The sequence below is a fragment of the Vibrio neonatus genome, from assembly GCF_024346975.1.
In the GTDB taxonomy this organism is placed as follows: Bacteria; Pseudomonadota; Gammaproteobacteria; order Enterobacterales; family Vibrionaceae; genus Vibrio; species Vibrio neonatus.
The window spans coordinates 512950-531838 of the sequence record NZ_AP024885.1; the positions used below are offsets into that span (position 1 = coordinate 512950).

Here is an 18889-nt window from a genome sequence, read left to right on the forward strand (position 1 = left end):
CAAATGATAGAAAAAACAAAGGGCTCTCAGAGCCCTTTATTGTTTTACTTATTCATGCGAAAAAGGAAGGGTTAATGTCCACCCTGCGTTTTTCCAATACAGCTGCTCTTGCTCTAAACCTAACAGAAGCAGGCTGTTTTCAGCAAAGTATTCTGGCGCGGTGTGCGTCAAAATCCATTCGCCATCTTTAATGGTCAATTGCCATAAGTTCGCTTTGGCATCATTTCTAGACACATTGATGACAATGGCTAATCGTAAAATCTTAATCAGGTCGAGAATGTTATTTTTAGCATACAGGCTAAACTCTTGCATCTCGTTCAGCTTTAACGCTTTACGTTGATAACGAGCTAAAGTGGCGATCAGTCGTTGCTGCTCACTGTTAAAGCCCGGCATATTAGTGTGCTGTAATAAATAATGAGAGTGACGATGATAACCGCGATAACTTAAGCTAAGACCCACTTCATGCAGCAGTGCTGCCCAGTTGAGCAGTTTTACTAACTCACTGTTTTTCTCTAAATCGGTGTCGCTGATCACTTGTTTAAGGAAGTGCTTAGCATGCGCTCTTACTCGGTTGGCTTGTTCAACATCGATTCGATGTTTTAGTGCCAGATTTTCTGCGGTGCGCATACGAATATCAGAGTGAGTAAACTTTTTCTCCATTTCGTACATTACGCCTTCTCGCAAAGCGCCGGGAGAATAATGCAACTCGTCAATATCTAACGATTCTAATATCGCTTGCAAGATAGCAACGCCGGGAGCAAGAACAGACAATCGCTCTTCTAAAATCCCTTTGATGACAATCTTATCAACTCGTTTAAATTCGCACAGGTGAGCTATGAGCTTTTTCAGTCGTTTACAAGTGACGATGCCATCTTCAAAACCAAGTGAAATCAAACATTCGCGGATAGCTTTCACTGTGCCTGATGAGCCGAGTGCTAATTCCCAGCCGCGCTGTTTGTACTGCTTGGCTAAAAATTGCAGCTCACGTTGCGCGGCAAGATTGGCTTTAGTGAAGTTTTTGCTGGTGAGTTTGCCATCGCTAAAATAGCGATGAGCATAGCTAACACACCCCATTTGTTGGCTGTTGACTAGTTCAGAGTCAAAACCTTCACCAATGATAAGCTCGGTGCTGCCACCGCCGATATCAATCACTAATTTGTTCTTTGATACCGGCTGAGTGTGTGCAACGCCAAGATAGATCAAACGCGCTTCTTCTTCCCCAGGAATCAATTCGATAGGGAAGGGCAGCACCTTCTGCGCTCGCTGAATAAACTGGTTGGCGTTTTTGGCAATACGCAAAGTGTGGGTAGCCACAATTCTAACGTTATTGACTTTAAAGCCTTCCAGTCGTTCAGCAAACATGGCTAGGCAATCTAGCCCACGTTGCATCGATTCTTCAGATAAGAGGTTGTGCTCATCCAATCCACTGGCGAGTTTAACTCGCTGCTTGTGGCGACTGACAATTTGCAAGTCTTGTCCAACAACCTTGGCAACTACCATATGGAAGCTGTTAGAGCCAAGGTCGATGGCGGCGATATCCTTTTCTTCTAGAGCAGCTTCACTGTTTTGTATTGAGTTAGGCTGTTTCAATTGCTGGCTCACTCAGTTTTCTTACCTGTTTTTCTGTTTGCTTAATGTAATTGTAGGTCGCCACTTGAGATCTAACTTTACGGCGATTACCTCGTGCCACATAAGCATTCGACATTTCTTTATCGATCCATCGAGCTTTAACTGTGTCCGTGAATTGTAGCTCGATAATATCAATAATTCTCTGCTTTAATACTGGATCATTGATTGGGGCAGCAACCTCAATACGGTTCTCGATATTTCGAGTCATCCAGTCAGCAGAAGAGATGTAGACTTTCTGGTCTCCACCATTTTCGGTAATAAGCACTCGTGGGTGTTCAAGGAATCGGTCAATGACGCTAATTACCTGAATATTGTCACTCACGCCTTCTACGCCAGGGACTAGTGAACACATGCCGCGGATAATCATACGCACAGGTACGCCAGCGGTACTTGCTTGGTAGAGTTTGTTGATCAAGCCTTTATCAACCAAGTTGTTTACTTTTAAAGTAATGCCTGATTTGCGACCTTCGTTGGCGTGCTCAATTTCGCCATCGATCAATTCGTATAAACGCTCACGAGAGTTTCTAGGTGAAACAATCAGTTGTTTAAATTTCACTGGACGATAAGGGTTTTCAATGTAGCCAAATACTTGGCGTACTTCGTCAGTGATTTCTTGCTTAGCCGTTAGTAGTGAGAAATCGGTATAAATACGCGCGGTTTTTTCATGGAAGTTACCTGTACCAATATGCGCGTAGCGTTTGATGGTTTCGCCTTCTCTACGGTTAATAAGCAATAACTTAGAGTGAATTTTAAGGCCCGGAGCACCAAAGATAACGTGCACACCTGCGTCAGTTAAACGTTTTGACCATAAGATATTGGCTTTTTCATCAAAGCGAGCTTGCAGCTCTACCACTACCGTTACGCTCTTACCGTTGTTGACGGCATCGATAAGTGAGTTCATTAATCTTGAACCTTTCGCAACACGATAGATATTGATCTTAATACTAATGACCTTGGGATCAAAAGAGGCTTCACGAACAAGCTCAGAGATATGATCAAAGGTGTGGTACGGATAATGAAGAAGAATATCCTCGGCACGAATTGCATCAAAGCTGTTGCGATAATTCTCAAATACTGCCGCTTTTAGTGGAGGAAGTGGTTTATTTTCTAAGTAATCACGCCCCACATTAGGGAAGCCAATAAAGTCTTTAAAGTTATGGTAACGACCACCGGGAATTAAACTATCGTAGTTAGAGATTTCTAGTTTACGGCATAAAAACTCAAGCATTTCTGCGGGCATGGTTTTTTCATACACAAAACGAACAGGCATAGCCGAAAGACGTTGGCTAAGTCCTTCAGACATTTGCTCTAAGAGACTGTGTTCGACTTCGTAGCTTAAGTCATATTCAGCATCACGAGTCATCTTCATTGAATAGCAGTTGATTTCATCGTATTCGAAGAAGTTGCTAAAAATATCATCAAGGCAGTGACGTATGACGTTGTCGAGAAGGATAATGGTTTTTCTACGATTGCCTTTTTGCTCAGGAACCATCACAAATCGAGGTAAATGGTCGGTTGGGATTTCTAAAAGTGCATATTGAGAAACATTGTTCTTCACTAGGGAAACACAAAGGTAGGCGCACTCATCTTTAAGGAAATCTAATACGTTGATTTCTTCGTGCATCACGATAGGAGTGATATGAGGAAGCACCTCTTTGCGAAAGAACTTCTTGATCCATTGTTGCTGAGTTTGATCAATTTGAGATTCATTTACCAAGAAGATTCGACGGCGTGCCATTTCTAGTAGCAATTCGCCGTAAAGCTCATCAAACTTTTGATTGAGTTTCATAGCTTTACTTTGCATTTTGCTGAGTAGACGTTTGGATTTGTCTTGGCGTTTGTGTTCTTGGTTGATCAAAATCCGGCGTTTTACATCAGAGAAGCGCACTTTGTAGAACTCATCTAGGTTATTAGAGAATATACCTAGGAAGCGGATTCTTTCGATCAATGGTACTGATTTGTCCGCAGCTTCTTGCAGCACGCGCTCATTGAAAGAAAGCCAGCTAAGTTCTTTTTCTACATATATTTTTTCTGTGCTCATCGCTATTCCGTTTTTCTAAATTACAATGCGGGGAAATGTCAAACATTGGATAGCGAAAATATTATTACCGTTGGATTTCATTTGTGTGACAATTACCACATAAGCTGTAAATAAATATGTCTTGCGGTGAAAAAGGAAGCAGGTTGAGTGAAAAGCAAACAAAAAAAGCCAGTCAATGCAAAGCATTGACTGGCTTAGAATTTTTTATTGCTGTGGTAAGACTTAAATTATTTACCTAGGTCTTCAGCGTGTTCAGATAGGAATGCTGCAACGCCTGTTGGAGATGCGTCCATACCGGCTTTACCTTCTTCCCACTGTGCTGGACAAACTTCCCCGTTCTTTTGGTGGAAGTTTAGAGCGTCAACCATACGTAGCATTTCATCGATGTTACGGCCTAGTGGAAGGTCGTTAACTACTTGGTGGCGAACTAGGCCATCTTCGTCGATTAGGAAAGAACCACGGAAAGCAACACCAGCTTCTGGATGCTCAACGTCGTATGCTTTGCAGATTTCATGTTTGATATCAGCAACAAGAGGGTATTTAACTTGACCAATACCGCCATCATCGATAGCAGTGTTACGCCATGCGTTGTGAGAGAACTGAGAATCGATAGATACACCGATTACTTCAACGCCTTTATCTTGGAAGTCTTGGAAACGGTTGTCGAACGCGATCAACTCTGAAGGACATACGAAAGTGAAGTCTAGTGGGTAGAAGAAAACTACCGCTTTCTTACCTTTAGTGAATTCTGCGAAGTTAAAGTTATCGACGATTTCACCGTTGCCTAGTACAGCTGATGCTGTGAAATCTGGTGCTTGACGGCCTACTAATACCATTTTGAGCTCCTAAATATGTAATTGTGCCTGAGTTTCAGGTCGGTTCCATGTTTTACAAGACAAACTATAATACAGAATATACTATTGAAAAAAGCGAATTAAATAGATTGAGTTAATCGAAAAAAGCGATGTATAAAAATTGTTAACTCGCGCACAAAGTCATGCTTCTATATAGGTAATTTAAAATTTTTCATGAATAAATGGCCCAGCTTAAAACAGCTTCATTATTTGATCACTTTGCATGAAACACGCCACTTTGGCGAAGCAGCCCAGCAATGTTTTGTCAGCCAATCCACGTTAAGTAAAGGTATTCAAAATCTTGAAAAACACTTTGGCTGTACCTTATATGAGAAGCAAGATAAAAAAAGCGCGCTAGTGTTTACCCATGTGGGGGACATGGTGGTCAAGCAAGGTCGTGAACTGCTGACCAAAAGCCAAGATCTTACCGCTCTTGGGCAACTGGCTTGTGGCGGCGCAATGAAAGGGCAGTTAAGGCTAGGTGCGATCCCTACTATTGCTCCTTTCTTGTTGGGCGGCTTGGTACGGGAAGTAAATGAGAGCTTTCCAGATCTCACCTTGCTACTGCGCGAAGATACCACAGCTAATTTATTAACGGCCTTACAAAATGGTCAGCTAGATGTGCTGGTGTTAGCGCTTCCTGTGGATATTGGTAACTTAGCTAGCAAAGTGGTTGGCAGAGATCAATTTAAAATGGTGATCAGTGAGTCGCAAGTAAACAGTATTAAGATACCGCTACATTATGACGATCTTCCTGATGAGTCCGTGTTTCTATTAGAGAGAGAGCATTGCTTAACCGATCATGCGGTATCGGCGTGTAACTTGACTGAGAAAAGTAAGATTAATCCTTTTACCGCCACCAGCTTACACACTTTAGTGCAGATGGTGGCAAATGGACTTGGCACTACATTTATCCCACAAATGGCGATAGATCACGGCTTACTCGCCAAACACTCTTTAATAGTGATTGATCCTCCTGGACGACAAGCTTATCGCGATATTGGCTTAGTTTGGCGACCAAGCAATACCCGCACCGAAACCTTTATGCAATTGGCTCAAGTGATAAAAAAGCTCTTAGACAAGTAATTATTCACGCCATATCTAATGCTGATATCTCGGCTATTTTTCAGAAAGATCCACTATTTATTTGATCCTATAAAGTGTGTGGTCTTTACTGAAAAAGAGCAGTGGGGGTTTATCATGCAAAAACATCAGTTCGACCAATGGATTCATGCTGATATCGAGCGGCATATGGAAGTGCCAAAAGTGTTCGTTATTGGCTGTGCTGATCTGTCTACTTATCAACTGGCGGTTGAATTTAAACATAAACTTGAACCGATTCGTGAAGACGATAAGCCAATGTCTTTCGCCTCGTTAGAAGTGGTTAAAGAAGAGTTGATCAAGTTGGGATTAGACAGTGCTTATTTACGTTTGCATAACGCGTATGACGAGTGCGGTACTTTAGAGGGACAGCCTTACTATGATATTGAATTATCATTAAAAAGTTATTAAAACTGATCTCTATTCAACCAGATTATTCAGCTCTAGCAATATAGAGTGGGTAAAGTTACTGCGAAGATAAAACCCTCTTGGCAATGTTTTTATATGTTTACCACTTGCTCCATAGGCATCCGTTAACGCTCGGCTATTTGCTGCCTTAGGGCGGATTTGCATCACTTGTCCATGTTTAGCACTTATCTCATTGATGCGGCCCGTTGCGATCATTTCCATTAGCTCTTCCCAATCTTCACGCAATAGATCTTCTTGAATTGGCGTTGGTGTCCACAGTTTTGGAAAACCTACGTGGCGTTCACCGAGCGGCAGTTCTCTTTCTCCTTCCACTGGCACCCACAATACCTTGCTCAGCTTTTGTCGAATATGGCTTTGTTGCCAAGTGAGGCCATGGATCCCGGTTAATGGCGCCACGCAGACAAAGGTACTTTCTAAAGGTTTACCTGTATAGCTAAGAGGGATGGTTTTTAGCTCAATGCCAAGATGGGCAAAATCTTGTTCAGGACGACTGCCAGCTTCAGCGCCAAGATGCCTTTCAATTAACTGTCCGACCCAACCTTTATCACGACGAAGATCTTTTGGTACTGCAATACCTGCTTCTTCTGCCAGTTCTGAAAATGAGTATCCAGCCAGTGATTGTGCTCGATTGAGTAACTCTTGCTCGCTTTTAGGAGGTGCTATCTGCACGGTGATCTCCAACTGATGAAAGATCTTAAATGACTAAAGATCATTTGAGGATATTGGAATGCGCAATTATAAACCAAATAGGGGCTTATTTAAAGGTTATCCACAGGCTGTGAAATAATATCTGTAATAAGGTATTATCATGTATAAATAAACAGGCTTTTAGGTCACGTTTTTTGCTTGTTTTAGCCTGTCAATTATGCCTGAATGCGTTGGGTGTGTGGATAAATGCATTTGTGGTTAATATTCGCTCGATCTTCAAGGATCAAATAATGAACAATTTTTATAAACGTATTTGTCGGTGAAAAAGCAATCTTAATTGTTGTTTTTAAAGGAAATAATCAAAGTGTGACCTATGTCGTTATCTTATCTTTAAGATCGAAAAATAATCCAAATAGCGATTGTTTCAGTTTTTCTCACAAAGTTACTCACAGATATAGTGAATAAACTCACTTAATTTCAATGGGGCTGTTGATAAACCCAGTTTTGATTGTATTTTATCCAAAGTGACGCCTCTGGCTTCATAGTTTCGCAACTTTTACTCAGGTTGCATTTGCTCAACTGGGGGATCTGTGGAAAAATCGACTCATATAAAATTTATCAGTAGAGGTTAGCCAGTGATCGATGGCGATGGTTACCGCTTAAATGTGGGAATCGTAATATGTAACAACCACGGTCAAGTGCTCTGGGCTAAACGATACGGACAACATTCATGGCAATTTCCACAAGGTGGAATAGACGACGGTGAAACCCCTGAACAGGCGATGTACCGAGAATTGTATGAAGAGGTCGGGTTAACCAAAGAAGATGTAAAAATTGTCACTACGAGTCGTCACTGGTTGCGTTATCGCTTGCCAAAACGATTAGTGCGTTGGGATTCCAAACCTGTCTGTATCGGACAAAAACAAAAATGGTTTTTATTGCAGTTAACATGCGATGAGTCGCAAATTAATATGCAAAGAGGACCAACTCCAGAATTTGATGGATGGCGCTGGGTAAGCTTTTGGTATCCAGTGAGACAAGTAGTCTCCTTTAAAAGAGATGTCTACCGTAGAGCAATGAAGGAATTTGCTTCATTTGCGATGCCGTTCAAAGATCGAAAGCAGAACCGAAAACGCAAAAACCGAAAAGGGTAGTAGGGCACTATAATGCTGAATCAACTAAGGGATATAGTTGAGCACGTATCTCGGGTCGAAGACATACATCAAGCACTTGAGGTGTTTGTTAAACGCACCTGTGATGCGATAAATAGCGAATGTTGCACTATCTATCTTTCTAATCATCAAAAGCAGCGCCTTGAGTTAATGGCAACCAAGGGGCTGACTTTTTCTGGTGAACGCTTACATATTGGTTTTCAAGAAGGCTTAGTGGGTTTAGTTCATAGAACCGCTGAACCTTTAAATATTGCTAAAGCCTCACTGCATCCCGATTTTAAATATTTTCCGCAACTTGGCGAAGAGCTTTATCAAGCCTTTCTCGCCACGCCAATTGTTCACCGCAAACGCATTTTAGGTGTTGTGGTGATTCAACAAAAAAAGCCACGCCTATTTAGTGATATCGAAGAATCTTTCTTAGTGACTCTGGCTGCGCAATTGGCGGTGTTGATTGTCAGTGAGCAGCAACAGGGGAACTGGTTACTGCAAGAGCGTAGAGGTGCCGGCAATATCGTGACTGGTTTATCGGCGTGTAATGGGATTGCGATTGGTCCTATTTGGCGCGGTAACGATGAGCCTTTGCTGAGCGATGTATCTCCAGCCTCTGCGGTAGATGTTGAAAAAGACAAAGAATGGCTATTAGTTGCGGTTGAAAGTGCGTTAAAAGAGTTTCGCCGCCTTAGAAAACAACTCGATAGCGATCTCAATAAAGATGCGCTGGCTATTTTTGATTTATTTACCCACTTGCTCAATGATCCCAAATTAAGAGGGGATTTACTCTCGCAAATAGAAAAAGGGGATACCGCAGATTGGGCTTTGCGACAAGTGATTGAACGTTATTCTAATCATTTTGCTCGCATGAGTGATATCTACTTGCAGCAACGATCGCAAGATGTGCGTGAGTTAGGTCAGCGTCTGTTGTACTTCCTTAATCATTCTCAGGTTCAGGAAGTGAAACTTGATAAGCCAGTGATCTTTGTGGTGAATGAACTCACTACAACTTTGCTGGCTTCTGTACCACGGGAAATGCTATTAGGTGTGGTTTCAGTACAGGGTGGCGTGAACTCACACGCAGCTATTTTATCGCGCGCTTTAGGCATTCCCTCGGTTATCGGTCCAAATCTGAAAGGGATTGACGATGACAAAGTAATTATCTTAGACGGGTATAACGGTGAGGTGCTGATTCATCCGACCTATCAGGAGATGTCCGAGTACCAACAACTATTGAGTGAAGAGCAAGAAGTTCGTTCTATGGTTGAATCTGAAGTCTGCCTGCCAGCGATTACTTTAGACAAAGCGCCGATCACCATCTTGCTCAATACAGGATTAGGCATTGATGTCAGTTACTTCTTAAATGATGTCATTGATGGTATTGGTTTATACCGCACCGAAATCTCCTTCATTGTGAAACAAGCTTTCCCTTCTGAAGATGAGCAAGTGGAAACCTATCAAAAGGTGTTGGCTTACTCACAAGATAAGCCTGTGGTCATGCGCACCTTAGATGTTGGTGGTGATAAGTCATTGCCGTATTTTCCGATGGAAGAAGAAAACCCATTTTTAGGCTGGCGGGGGATTCGTTTTACCTTAGATCATCCAGATATCTTTTTAATCCAAGTACGGGCGATGATGCGGGCCAGTATTGGGCAGAAAAATGAGCTCAATATTTTACTGCCTATGGTTTCGGGTACGCCAGAATTGGATTCTTCCCTTTCCTTGATAGCGCAAGCTTACCATGAGGTTGCTTTGACTTATCCGCAGGTGAAAAAGCCTAAAGTGGGAATAATGCTCGAAGTACCGTCCATGATTTACTTATTACCGGCGATTGCGAAGCGAATTGACTTTGTTTCTGTCGGTACCAATGATCTCACTCAATACTTACTTGCTGTTGATCGTAATAATAGTCAGGTATCGGAACTGTACGAAGTGGTTCACCCTGCGGTGTTGTTGGCATTAAAGCAAATACAAGTCGCGTGTGAAGATGCCAATCTACCGGTTTCAGTGTGTGGCGAATTAGCAGGGGACCCGATTGGGGTACTGATGCTACTAGGATTAGGATTTACACAATTGAGTATGAGCTCTGCAAACGTCGCCAACATAAAGTATGTTATTCGACAATCTAATTTAGAGGATCTAAAGGCCTTGGCTAATGTCGCGACCAGTCAATCTTACGCGTCAGAGGTACACAAGTTGGCCTTTGAATACCTTGAACATCGAGGCTTAGCCGGTTTTGTGCGCCCTGGAAAACATTAATGATTACCATTGAATTAATTGCAGTATTGGTGCTGATTGGTGCATTTGTTGGAGTGTTAGCGGGATTACTTGGCATAGGCGGCGGTTTGATTATCGTGCCTGCTTTGCTGTTTTTACTGCCAATGTTTGGCATTAAAGCGGCGATTGCGATGCAAATGGCGTTAGCTACTTCCTTAGCTTGTATTATTCTCACCTCTGGCTCATCAGCTCTCAATCATTATCGAGCCAACAACGTCGATATGTTTGTCGCAAAGTTTCTTATTCCCGGCGTCATTGCTGGTGGTTTTGGTGGCAGCTTTATTGCTGAGCGAGTGCCAAGTGATTACTTGCCGCCAATATTTGGCTGTATTGTTTTGTGTTTGTCGATTCGTATGTTTACATCAATCAAAGCCACGGCCGCTAAAGGCCACATTGGCGTAACAAATACCTTTATCTCTGGAGCTACGATCGGTACTATCTCAAGCCTTGCTGGTATTGGTGGTGGCTCATTATTAGTGCCGTTTCTAAACCGACGAGGGATAGAAATGCGCAAGGCGGTAGGCACATCATCGTTTTGCAGTATGATATTGGCGGCCTCTGGAATGCTAGGTTTTATCTTGCATGGCTCAGGCTCTGATGTACTGCCAGCGCACAGTGTCGGTTACGTGTATTTGCCTGCATTATTTGCTATTGCCTCTAGCTCTGTGCTAACTAGTAGGATTGGTGTTCGGTTAACCAATGTCTTACCGACACCAACGCTCAAAAAAATATTTTCCGTATTGCTATTAGTGATAGCGATACGAATGCTTTTCTTTTAATGATTAACGCTAAGAAGATTTTATGAATCAAGGATTTCTCACTTACCCTCATATTGATCCTGTGTTACTAGCCATTGGTCCAATTTCGATTCGCTGGTATGGGTTGATGTACCTGATTGGTTTTGCTTTCGCTATGTGGCTTGCCAATCGTCGCGCAGATAAGCCGAACAGTGGCTGGAACCGTGAACAGGTATCCGATTTATTATTCTTAGGTTTTCTAGGGGTAGTGGTTGGTGGACGCATCGGTTACGTTGTGTTCTATAACTTCGGTTTGTTCCTTGATAACCCATTGTATCTATTTGAAGTGTGGACCGGAGGCATGTCCTTCCACGGTGGTCTGCTGGGCGTTATTTCTGCGATGGCTTATTACGCCTATCGTAACAAACGCACTTTCTTTGGTGTGGCTGATTTCATTGCGCCGCTGATCCCATTTGGTCTTGGGGTAGGTCGCATTGGTAACTTCATGAATGATGAGCTTTGGGGACGAGTAACAGACGTGCCATGGGCAGTAATGTTCCCATCAGGTGGCTACTTACCAAGACACCCTTCTCAGCTTTATGAAGCTTTCCTAGAAGGCTTTGTGCTACTGCTTATCTTGAACTTCTTTATCCGCAAGCCGAGACCGGCAGGCGCAGTGTCAGGGTTATTCTTGATGGGCTACGGTACGTTCCGCTTCATTGTTGAATACTTCAGAGAACCTGATGCGCAACTTGGACTGTTTGGTGACTGGATTTCAATGGGACAGATCTTATCGTCGCCAATGATTCTTATTGGTGCGGCTATGATCTTCTGGGCATACAAGTACAACTCTAAATCTTTGGAGAGCACTTCTGCCAACGAAGCTAAGGATAATAAGTAATGAAACAGTATCTAAACTTATGTCGTCGCATTGTTGATGAAGGTCATTGGATTGAAAATGAACGTACAGGTAAACGCTGCCTTACGGTGATTAATGCTGATTTAACTTATGATGTTGCTAACAATGCGTTTCCTTTGGTGACTACTCGTAAGAGCTTCTGGAAAGCGGCTGTTGCTGAGTTAATCGGTTATATTCGTGGCTACGATAATGCTGAGCAGTTCCGCGCTATTGGCACTAAAACATGGGATGCCAACGCCAACCTTAACCAAGCTTGGTTAGACAATAAATACCGTAAAGGTGAAGACGACATGGGGCGCGTGTATGGCGTGCAAGGTCGTCAGTGGGCTAAACCAGATGGTGGGCACATTGACCAATTACGTAAAATTGTTGATGACTTAACTAAAGGCGTGGACGACCGAGGAGAGATCCTTAACTTTTACAACCCAGGTGAATTCCACATGGGCTGTTTGCGTCCGTGCATGTACAGCCATCACTTTTCATTGCTTGGTGATACTCTGTATTTAAACAGCACTCAGCGCTCTTGTGATGTCCCTTTAGGGCTGAACTTTAATATGGTTCAGGTATATGCGTTTTTGGCTATCATGGCTCAAATCACAGGCAAGAAAGCCGGCGTGGCGTATCACAAAATAGTGAATGCGCATATTTATGAGGATCAACTGGAGTTGATGCGTGATGTTCAGTTGCATCGTGAACCTCTTAATGCACCTAAATTCATCATTAACCCTGAGATCAAAACGTTAGAAGATTTAGAAACTTGGGTGACAATGGATGACTTCTCTGTGGAAGGGTATGAATCACACCCTGCCATCAAGTATCCATTCTCTGTGTAAAAAGAGCATAGATTTGATTTTATCTCTCTGAATTTAAAAAATTATTTCATATAGGGCTAATATTTAGGTATTAGCCCTTTTTTACGTCAATCACTCAGTGGATAGAGTTATTTGAATATGAAATATGGACGTTGCATCCCTATTACGATTAGTGCGCTCGCGTGCTCGGAAGTGGCACTTGCCAGTCTTATTGATCCCGATAAATACTTATCTGATATTTACTCAACGACCTTAGTCCTTACCGACAGTGAATTAATTACCATAGGGTTTGGTAATTTTGATCCTAATAAGATATTTGGCACCAATAATCCAGACTTTGGCGGCCAAGAAGCGATAGATACTCGTCGTAGAATCGCTGCGACTTCTCTGCCCATTTCTTTTTTATTTAAAGACGATAATAGCCTTTGGTTACATCGTTTAAAGCTGCGTGCTGCTTATTTGGAGCTAAGTCGAGATATCTCCTATGAGCGATTCAGTGGGTTGCAGGATTGGGAGACGGATAAAAACAAGGATAAAGTGCTAGCAGGTTATGCGGAGTATTCGTTAGGTTATCAGCTGTCTGAACAATGGCAGCTCTTTGTGGGTTCAGGCTTGCACTTGATGCACTACAACAATGAGTTTACCGCAAATAGCCCAGCCAGTGACTTCATTAGGGAAGAAGGTATTGCCTCAGTGATTAATGGCTCTTCCAATGCGTGGGTAGCCGAGCCACAACTTGATGTTATTTATACCAAAGCGCTTGGAGGGGGCGAGCTTCGTTTTAATAGTGAATATCACTACTTTTGGGGACGCAGTTTTGGCGGGAGCATAGGCACTGCCAATGCAACGCCGGAAGGCTGGCGCATTATGAACGGTTTGCAATATAAGTATCACCTCAGCCCATGGGGAAATCGAAAGCAAGATCTGCTCTTTCGAGCTCGGCGCATCGATGTTGGCGGAGATTTAAGAGATCCTCTAGATACCACACATTATGGGGAATACAGCGTGGGGTGGGTGATTGATACCAGTGACTACTCTTCATTGGTTTATAACGTAGGGATCGGGCTTAGCCTTAACTATGGCAGCTCTTTGAAAGGCGGCGCTTTAGTATTTTTCTACAATGAGTAGCTGTTGATACAAGCCAAATAAAAAAACGGCCTACTTCAACTTGATATCAAGAGGAAGTAAGCCGTTTTTAATAGCTGAGTAATCTGTTGTTATGAAGTTAGCGCAATCACTGTACCTGGCATAAGAACAAACACGGCAATTAAGTATCCAGCCACAACGGCTTTGTTTTTAATCGCCATTGTTGAAATCCAATCGGCACCTTTCAGAGGTAGCTCACGCAAGAATGGAATTCCGAAAATAAATACAGTCGCTGCAATGTTGAATAGCAAGTGCACGAGTGCAATTTGCAGAGCAAATATCGCAAACTCACCCGTCACAGCTGTAGCGGCTAGCAGTGCGGTAATACAAGTACCAATGTTAGCCCCTAGAGTAAATGGATAAACATCACGTACTTTCAATACACCAGAGCCCACTAGAGGAACCATCAAACTGGTTGTTGTTGAAGAAGACTGAACCAGAACCGTCACTACAGAGCCAGAGAAAATACCGTGTAGTGGACCACGTCCAATGGCATTTTTAAGAATTTCACGAGCACGACCTACCATTAGGCTCTTCATCAGTTTACCCATGATGGTAATAGAGATGATGATGGTTGCGATACCTAAGATAATCATGCTTACACCAGCCACGATAGGACCGAAAGCTGTCAGAGGCTCTTGAACCATGCCTATAAGAGGTTTGGTTAATGGCTTGATAAAGTTGAATGCACCCATGTTTAGGTCGCCAGTGCCCATTAGAGGCGCTACTAGCCAAGCTGATAGCTTACCAAAGATACCAAACATCATTTCAAGTGGTAGGAAGATAAAGACGGCCAGTAAGTTAAAGAAGTCGTGTACGGTTGCACTAGCAAACGCGCGTTTGAACTCTTCTTTACAACGCAGGTGACCAAGGCTAACTAAAGTATTGGTGACAGTGGTACCGATGTTTGCACCCATAACCATAGGTATCGCGATGCCAACTGGAAGTCCGCCAGCCACTAAGCCAACGATGATGGAGGTTACTGTACTTGATGATTGAATAAGTGCTGTTGCAACTAGACCAATCATTAGACCCGCTACTGGGTGTGAAGCAAAATCAAATAGTGTTTTTGCATGTTCACCAGAAGCCATTTTAAAGCCGCTGCCTACCATGGAAACTGATACAAGAAGTAGGTACAGCATGAAAGCCAAGTTAGCCCAACGTAGCCAACTAGTCTTACTAGCGGATAGTGCTGAAACTGAAGGTGCTTGGTTGTTCATTTGTTTTCTCCGGGCCTTTATCTAGGCTTTTAATCAACTGTTGGCGAGTTTAGATAACTTATATTTCAGTTATATTACAGCTCAGTAAAAAAATGCTTTTTTGCATTTATGTCTACGCAAGCGTTTGCGTAGCCGTGCTACTTGGTTAACTCATTGTTTTGTATTGAATTTATTTTAAGGCTAAATAGGGTTATGACACTTTCTTGAACAACTTTAGTGTTAAATATTGATCTGTTCCAAATATTAATGTGACAAGATTGTCATCTTGCTTTAATTTTACTTCGGTATTATCGAAATTTAACGCTTTTTACCCTTAATTATTAATGTAGCTAAAGGATCGGATATGTCGCATCTCAATTACAATCATCTCTACTATTTTTGGATGGTCTGCAAACAAGGCTCGTTAACAAAAGCCGCTGATGCGCTATTTTTGACTCCGCAAACCGTTACTGGGCAAATAAAAGCATTAGAGCAACGTCTTAATGGCAAATTAACCAAACGTAATGGTAGAAGCATTGAGCCCACTGAGTTGGGCCAGTTAGTGTTTAAGTATGCAGATAGAATGTATGACTTGAGTTATGAAATGCTGGATATCGTTAATTATAGTCAAAGAGCGAACTTATTGTTTGAAGTAGGGGTTGCAGATGCGCTTTCTAAAAGCTTAGTCAGCCAAATCCTTTCTACTACCGTCCCTGATGATGGCAATATCCACCTTCGATGTTATGAATCAACTCATGAATTATTGTTGGAGCAGTTATCACAACACAAGCTGGATATGATTCTGTCAGATTGTCCTATCGATTCTTCGCAAAATGCAGGCTTATACAGTAAAAAATTAGGCGAGTGTGGAATGAGCTTTTGTTCTGCAACACCGTTAGATGAAGCCGAGTTTTGGCCAAACTTGGAAAACTATCGGTTACTTATCCCTGGTTCAAGAACTTCAATGGGCAGAAAAGTAACCGAATGGTGCGACAGACAAGGTTTTCAGCCAACGATATTGGGTGAGTTTGATGACTTTGCCTTAATGAAGGCATTTGCTGAAACACATCCAGAAACGGTATTCATTGCGCCAACTCGTTATCCTTACAAAGGTAATCCATCGGGAGTGCCTTTATTTCACCGCATTGCTGAAATAGAAGCCTTAAAAGAAGAGTACTACGTCATATTTGCAGAGAGAATGATTCAACACCCTGCAGTAAAAAGTGTTTGTGATGCTGATTTCTCCAAAATTTTTCATTAATTTCAAGAGTAGAGGTTTAACTTTGCTTGTGTCAGGCGTAGGCTTTATCTATTCGCTAAAATGTATGACTACAAATATCTTATGAATTTGAAAGCAATGGAAAAAAACTCTCCTAAAGCCGTGTTGCTATTAAAAGCGATGGCGAATGAGAGACGTCTTTTTATTTTGTGTATGTTGCACGATAGAGAGTTGTCTGTAGGAGAACTATGCCAACAATTGGATCTTAGCCAGTCTGCATTATCTCAACATTTAGCATGGCTAAGACGCGATGGTTTGGTGGCCACTCGTAAAGAAGCACAAACAGTGTATTACTCGTTAAGCAGTACTGAAGTGAAGCGTATGATTCATCTGCTGCATGAGATGTATTGCTCTGAATAATCAGAATCACCAGAGAGGGTGAGGAAAGGTTGTTTTTGACAGGCTCAAAAAAAAGAGACAAAAAAACCGGCAGAAGCCGGTTTTTTATTTCTGAATCGAAGTTCTAATTAAAGAGCTTTGATTGCAGCAGAGAAGCGTGCTTTATGACGTGCAGCTTTATTCTTATGAATAAGGCCTTTAGTCGCTGCGCGATCTAGGATCGGTGCAACAGCTGCTAGTTCAGCAGTTGCAGCTTCTTTATCACCAGCTTCGATAGCTGCGATAGTTTTTTTCATGTAAGTGCGCATCATAGAACGACGGCTAGCATTGTGCTGACGACGTTTCTCAGCCTGGATAGCGCGCTTCTTAGCAGATTTACTGTTTGCCAAGGGTCTAACTCCCAAAACTTGTTCGGTAACAATATAAGGTCGTGGAGAATGCCTTTTTGATAACCGAAAGTCAATTGATTTGTGCGAAAACTCATCTAAAACAATGTAATTTTGTTTAGATAGGTTAACACGGTTAAGATGGCGGGGATTCTAACAGCATTTTGATAGTAGATCTACACTCAACCTAAGTTACTTCAAGTAAACTGCTTTTATCAATGTGTTACAGTCAGTGTGTTAGAGTCTGATTCTGATAGGCTGTGCCTTTGCTAAGCGCACGCTAAAGACATAGTTTTATATAATTAAGGAATAAAAGTGAGTAAAGGCCTTCTCAAGTCAGGTGCTATTGTAAGCGCCATGACATTAGTTTCTCGTGTGTTGGGGTTGGTTCGGGACGTTGTTGTTGCCAACCTTATGGGGGCGGGAGCAAGTGCTGATGTGTTTTTCTTTGCCAACAAGATCCCTAATTTTTTAAGACGTTTATTTGCCGAAGGGGCATTTTCGCAAGCCTTTGTTCCTGTTCTTACCGAATATCACTCTAAAGGTGATATGGATGAAACCCGACAACTCATCGCTAAAGTATCCGGTACTTTAGGGGTTATTGTCACCATAGTGACCGTGTGCGGTATCTTGGGCTCAGGTGTAGTGACCGCCATTTTTGGTACAGGTTGGTTTTTAGATTGGTTAAATGGCGGTCCGTCAGCTGAAAAGTTTGAAATGGCAAGCCTAATGCTAAAAATCACTTTTCCTTATCTTTGGTTCATCACCTTTGTGGCGCTGTCAGGCTCCATATTAAATACCTTAGGCAAGTTTGCGGTTTCTTCTTTTACGCCTGTATTTTTGAATGTGATGATCATTTTTGCCGCTACTATGATCGCGCCACGTTTAGCCAATCCAGAAATTGGTTTAGCCATCGGTGTTTTTCTGGGTGGTTTAGTGCAGTTTTTCTTCCAGTTACCTTTCTTAATTAAAGAAGGAGTATTGGTTAAGCCTAAATGGGGATGGCGAGATCCCGGCGTAGTCAGAATCCGCACTCTAATGATCCCAGCATTATTTGGGGTATCGGTCAGTCAAATAAACCTATTACTGGATACCTTTATTGCCAGTTTCTTACAAACCGGCTCTATCAGCTGGCTTTATTACTCGGACAGATTACTAGAATTCCCTCTAGGCTTGTTTGGTATTGCCATTGCTACAGTTATCTTGCCTGCCCTGTCACGCAAGCACGTTGATGCTCACAGCCAAGGTTTTGCCGCCACTATGGATTGGGGCATTCGTATGGTGTTATTGCTTGGGCTACCTGCCATGCTTGGCTTAATCGTGCTGGCTAAACCTATGTTGATGGTGCTCTTTATGCGCGGTGAGTTTGGCATTCATGAAGTATTGCAATCGTCATACTCTTTGATTGCCTACGCTTCTGGCTTGCTGAACTTCATGTTGATTAAGGTACTGGCTCCGGGTTACTACTCTCGCCAAGACACTAAAACTCCTGTGCGCTACGGCATTATCGCAATGACCACTAATATGGTGTTTAACGTTATTTTTGCATGGCATTACGGTTATGTTGGTTTAGCAATGGCAACGGCGCTGTCTGCTCTTATTAATATGGGACTGTTATATCGCGGCCTGCATAAAGCGCAAGTGTATCGACTTACTCGTCAAACCGTGATGTATATAGTGAAAGTGGCCTTGGCCGGTATCGCTATGGTAGTCGCGATTAGCTACCTACTAAAACCGATAGACGCTTGGCTGGCGATGTCTTTAACCCAAAGAGTGATAGAGCTCGTCACTATGATTGGGGTAGGGGCATTGGCGTATTTAATTACCGCATTAGTGCTTGGAATACGTCTGAAACACTTGAAAGCGACCATGTAAAAGAACGCAAAATAAATCTACTCTTCGCGTTGCTAGCATATATAAGAGTTTTCGG

17 protein-coding genes are annotated in these 18889 nt (G+C 42.5%); 11 read left to right on the plus strand and 6 right to left on the minus strand.

Going from position 1 to position 18889, the window contains the following annotated elements; genetic code table 11:
• Positions 1-48: 48 nt before the first annotated feature.
• The 3 genes from ppx to OCU38_RS02460 all read right to left on the minus strand — a co-directional run bounded on the left by ppx (position 49) and on the right by OCU38_RS02460 (position 4506).
• Positions 49-1602: an exopolyphosphatase gene (gene ppx, locus OCU38_RS02450; RefSeq protein ID WP_261823634.1), complete on the minus strand. Its 1554-nt coding sequence runs from the start codon at positions 1600-1602 to the stop codon at positions 49-51.
• Positions 1577-3670: a polyphosphate kinase 1 gene (gene ppk1 / locus OCU38_RS02455; RefSeq protein WP_261823635.1), complete on the minus strand. Its 2094-nt coding sequence runs from the start codon at positions 3668-3670 to the stop codon at positions 1577-1579. Before ppk1 ends, ppx begins: the two co-directional genes overlap by 26 nt.
• A 227-nt stretch (positions 3671-3897) precedes the next feature.
• Complete coding sequence (locus tag OCU38_RS02460; protein WP_023404762.1) at positions 3898-4506, minus strand: peroxiredoxin C; 609 nt, start codon at positions 4504-4506, stop codon at positions 3898-3900.
• Between the two features lie 192 nt (positions 4507-4698).
• Here OCU38_RS02460 and OCU38_RS02465 point away from each other — a divergent pair, with 192 nt between their 5' ends.
• On the plus strand, positions 4699-5610 hold the full coding sequence (locus tag OCU38_RS02465) for a hydrogen peroxide-inducible genes activator (protein ID WP_152822492.1): 912 nt from the start codon (positions 4699-4701) through the stop codon (positions 5608-5610).
• A 114-nt stretch (positions 5611-5724) separates the two neighbouring features.
• Positions 5725-6036: a DUF6482 family protein gene (locus OCU38_RS02470; protein WP_261823636.1), complete on the plus strand. Its 312-nt coding sequence runs from the start codon at positions 5725-5727 to the stop codon at positions 6034-6036.
• A 9-nt stretch (positions 6037-6045) separates the two neighbouring features.
• Here OCU38_RS02470 and mutH read toward each other — a convergent pair whose 3' ends face one another.
• Entirely contained in the window at positions 6046-6723 is a 678-nt protein-coding gene (gene mutH / locus OCU38_RS02475) for a DNA mismatch repair endonuclease MutH (RefSeq protein WP_390625233.1), read from the minus strand.
• A 614-nt stretch (positions 6724-7337) separates the two neighbouring features.
• Between mutH and rppH the strand changes: the two genes are divergently transcribed.
• The 6 genes from rppH to OCU38_RS02505 all read left to right on the plus strand — a co-directional run bounded on the left by rppH (position 7338) and on the right by OCU38_RS02505 (position 13738).
• Complete coding sequence (gene rppH / locus OCU38_RS02480) at positions 7338-7856, plus strand: RNA pyrophosphohydrolase (RefSeq protein ID WP_023404758.1); 519 nt, start codon at positions 7338-7340, stop codon at positions 7854-7856.
• Between the two features lie 12 nt (positions 7857-7868).
• On the plus strand, positions 7869-10124 hold the full coding sequence (ptsP, locus tag OCU38_RS02485; RefSeq protein WP_152822496.1) for a phosphoenolpyruvate--protein phosphotransferase: 2256 nt from the start codon (positions 7869-7871) through the stop codon (positions 10122-10124).
• A gap of 2 nt (positions 10125-10126) precedes the next feature.
• Positions 10127-10921, plus strand: coding sequence for a sulfite exporter TauE/SafE family protein (locus OCU38_RS02490; RefSeq protein WP_261824222.1), 795 nt, complete (start codon positions 10127-10129; stop codon positions 10919-10921).
• Positions 10922-10943: 22 nt separating this feature from the next.
• A complete protein-coding gene (gene lgt, locus OCU38_RS02495) occupies positions 10944-11780 on the plus strand; it encodes a prolipoprotein diacylglyceryl transferase (RefSeq protein WP_152822501.1) in 837 nt (278 codons plus the stop codon).
• A complete protein-coding gene (locus tag OCU38_RS02500; RefSeq protein WP_021714867.1) occupies positions 11780-12631 on the plus strand; it encodes a thymidylate synthase in 852 nt (283 codons plus the stop codon). Before lgt ends, OCU38_RS02500 begins: the two co-directional genes overlap by 1 nt.
• A 117-nt stretch (positions 12632-12748) precedes the next feature.
• Positions 12749-13738 (plus strand): Solitary outer membrane autotransporter beta-barrel domain, encoded by a 990-nt coding sequence (locus OCU38_RS02505; RefSeq protein ID WP_261824223.1) that lies wholly within the window; start codon positions 12749-12751, stop codon positions 13736-13738.
• Positions 13739-13827: 89 nt separating this feature from the next.
• Here OCU38_RS02505 and OCU38_RS02510 read toward each other — a convergent pair whose 3' ends face one another.
• Entirely contained in the window at positions 13828-14976 is a 1149-nt protein-coding gene (locus OCU38_RS02510) for a Na/Pi symporter (protein WP_152822511.1), read from the minus strand.
• 343 nt (positions 14977-15319) lie between these two features.
• On the opposite strand from OCU38_RS02510, the gene nhaR reads away from it, so the two are divergent.
• Both nhaR and OCU38_RS02520 read left to right on the plus strand, forming a co-directional pair.
• Positions 15320-16216, plus strand: coding sequence for a transcriptional activator NhaR (nhaR, locus tag OCU38_RS02515; RefSeq protein WP_152822514.1), 897 nt, complete (start codon positions 15320-15322; stop codon positions 16214-16216).
• A gap of 81 nt (positions 16217-16297) precedes the next feature.
• Entirely contained in the window at positions 16298-16594 is a 297-nt protein-coding gene (locus OCU38_RS02520; RefSeq protein ID WP_023404751.1) for an ArsR/SmtB family transcription factor, read from the plus strand.
• Between the two features lie 107 nt (positions 16595-16701).
• On the opposite strand, the gene rpsT is transcribed toward OCU38_RS02520, so the two are convergent.
• Positions 16702-16962: a 30S ribosomal protein S20 gene (gene rpsT, locus OCU38_RS02525; protein ID WP_021714872.1), complete on the minus strand. Its 261-nt coding sequence runs from the start codon at positions 16960-16962 to the stop codon at positions 16702-16704.
• Between the two features lie 312 nt (positions 16963-17274).
• Here rpsT and murJ point away from each other — a divergent pair, with 312 nt between their 5' ends.
• Positions 17275-18834 carry a murein biosynthesis integral membrane protein MurJ gene (murJ, locus tag OCU38_RS02530; protein WP_261823637.1) on the plus strand — a complete coding sequence of 520 codons (1560 nt, stop codon included), beginning with the start codon at positions 17275-17277 and terminating at the stop codon, positions 18832-18834.
• Positions 18835-18889 lie beyond the last annotated feature (55 nt).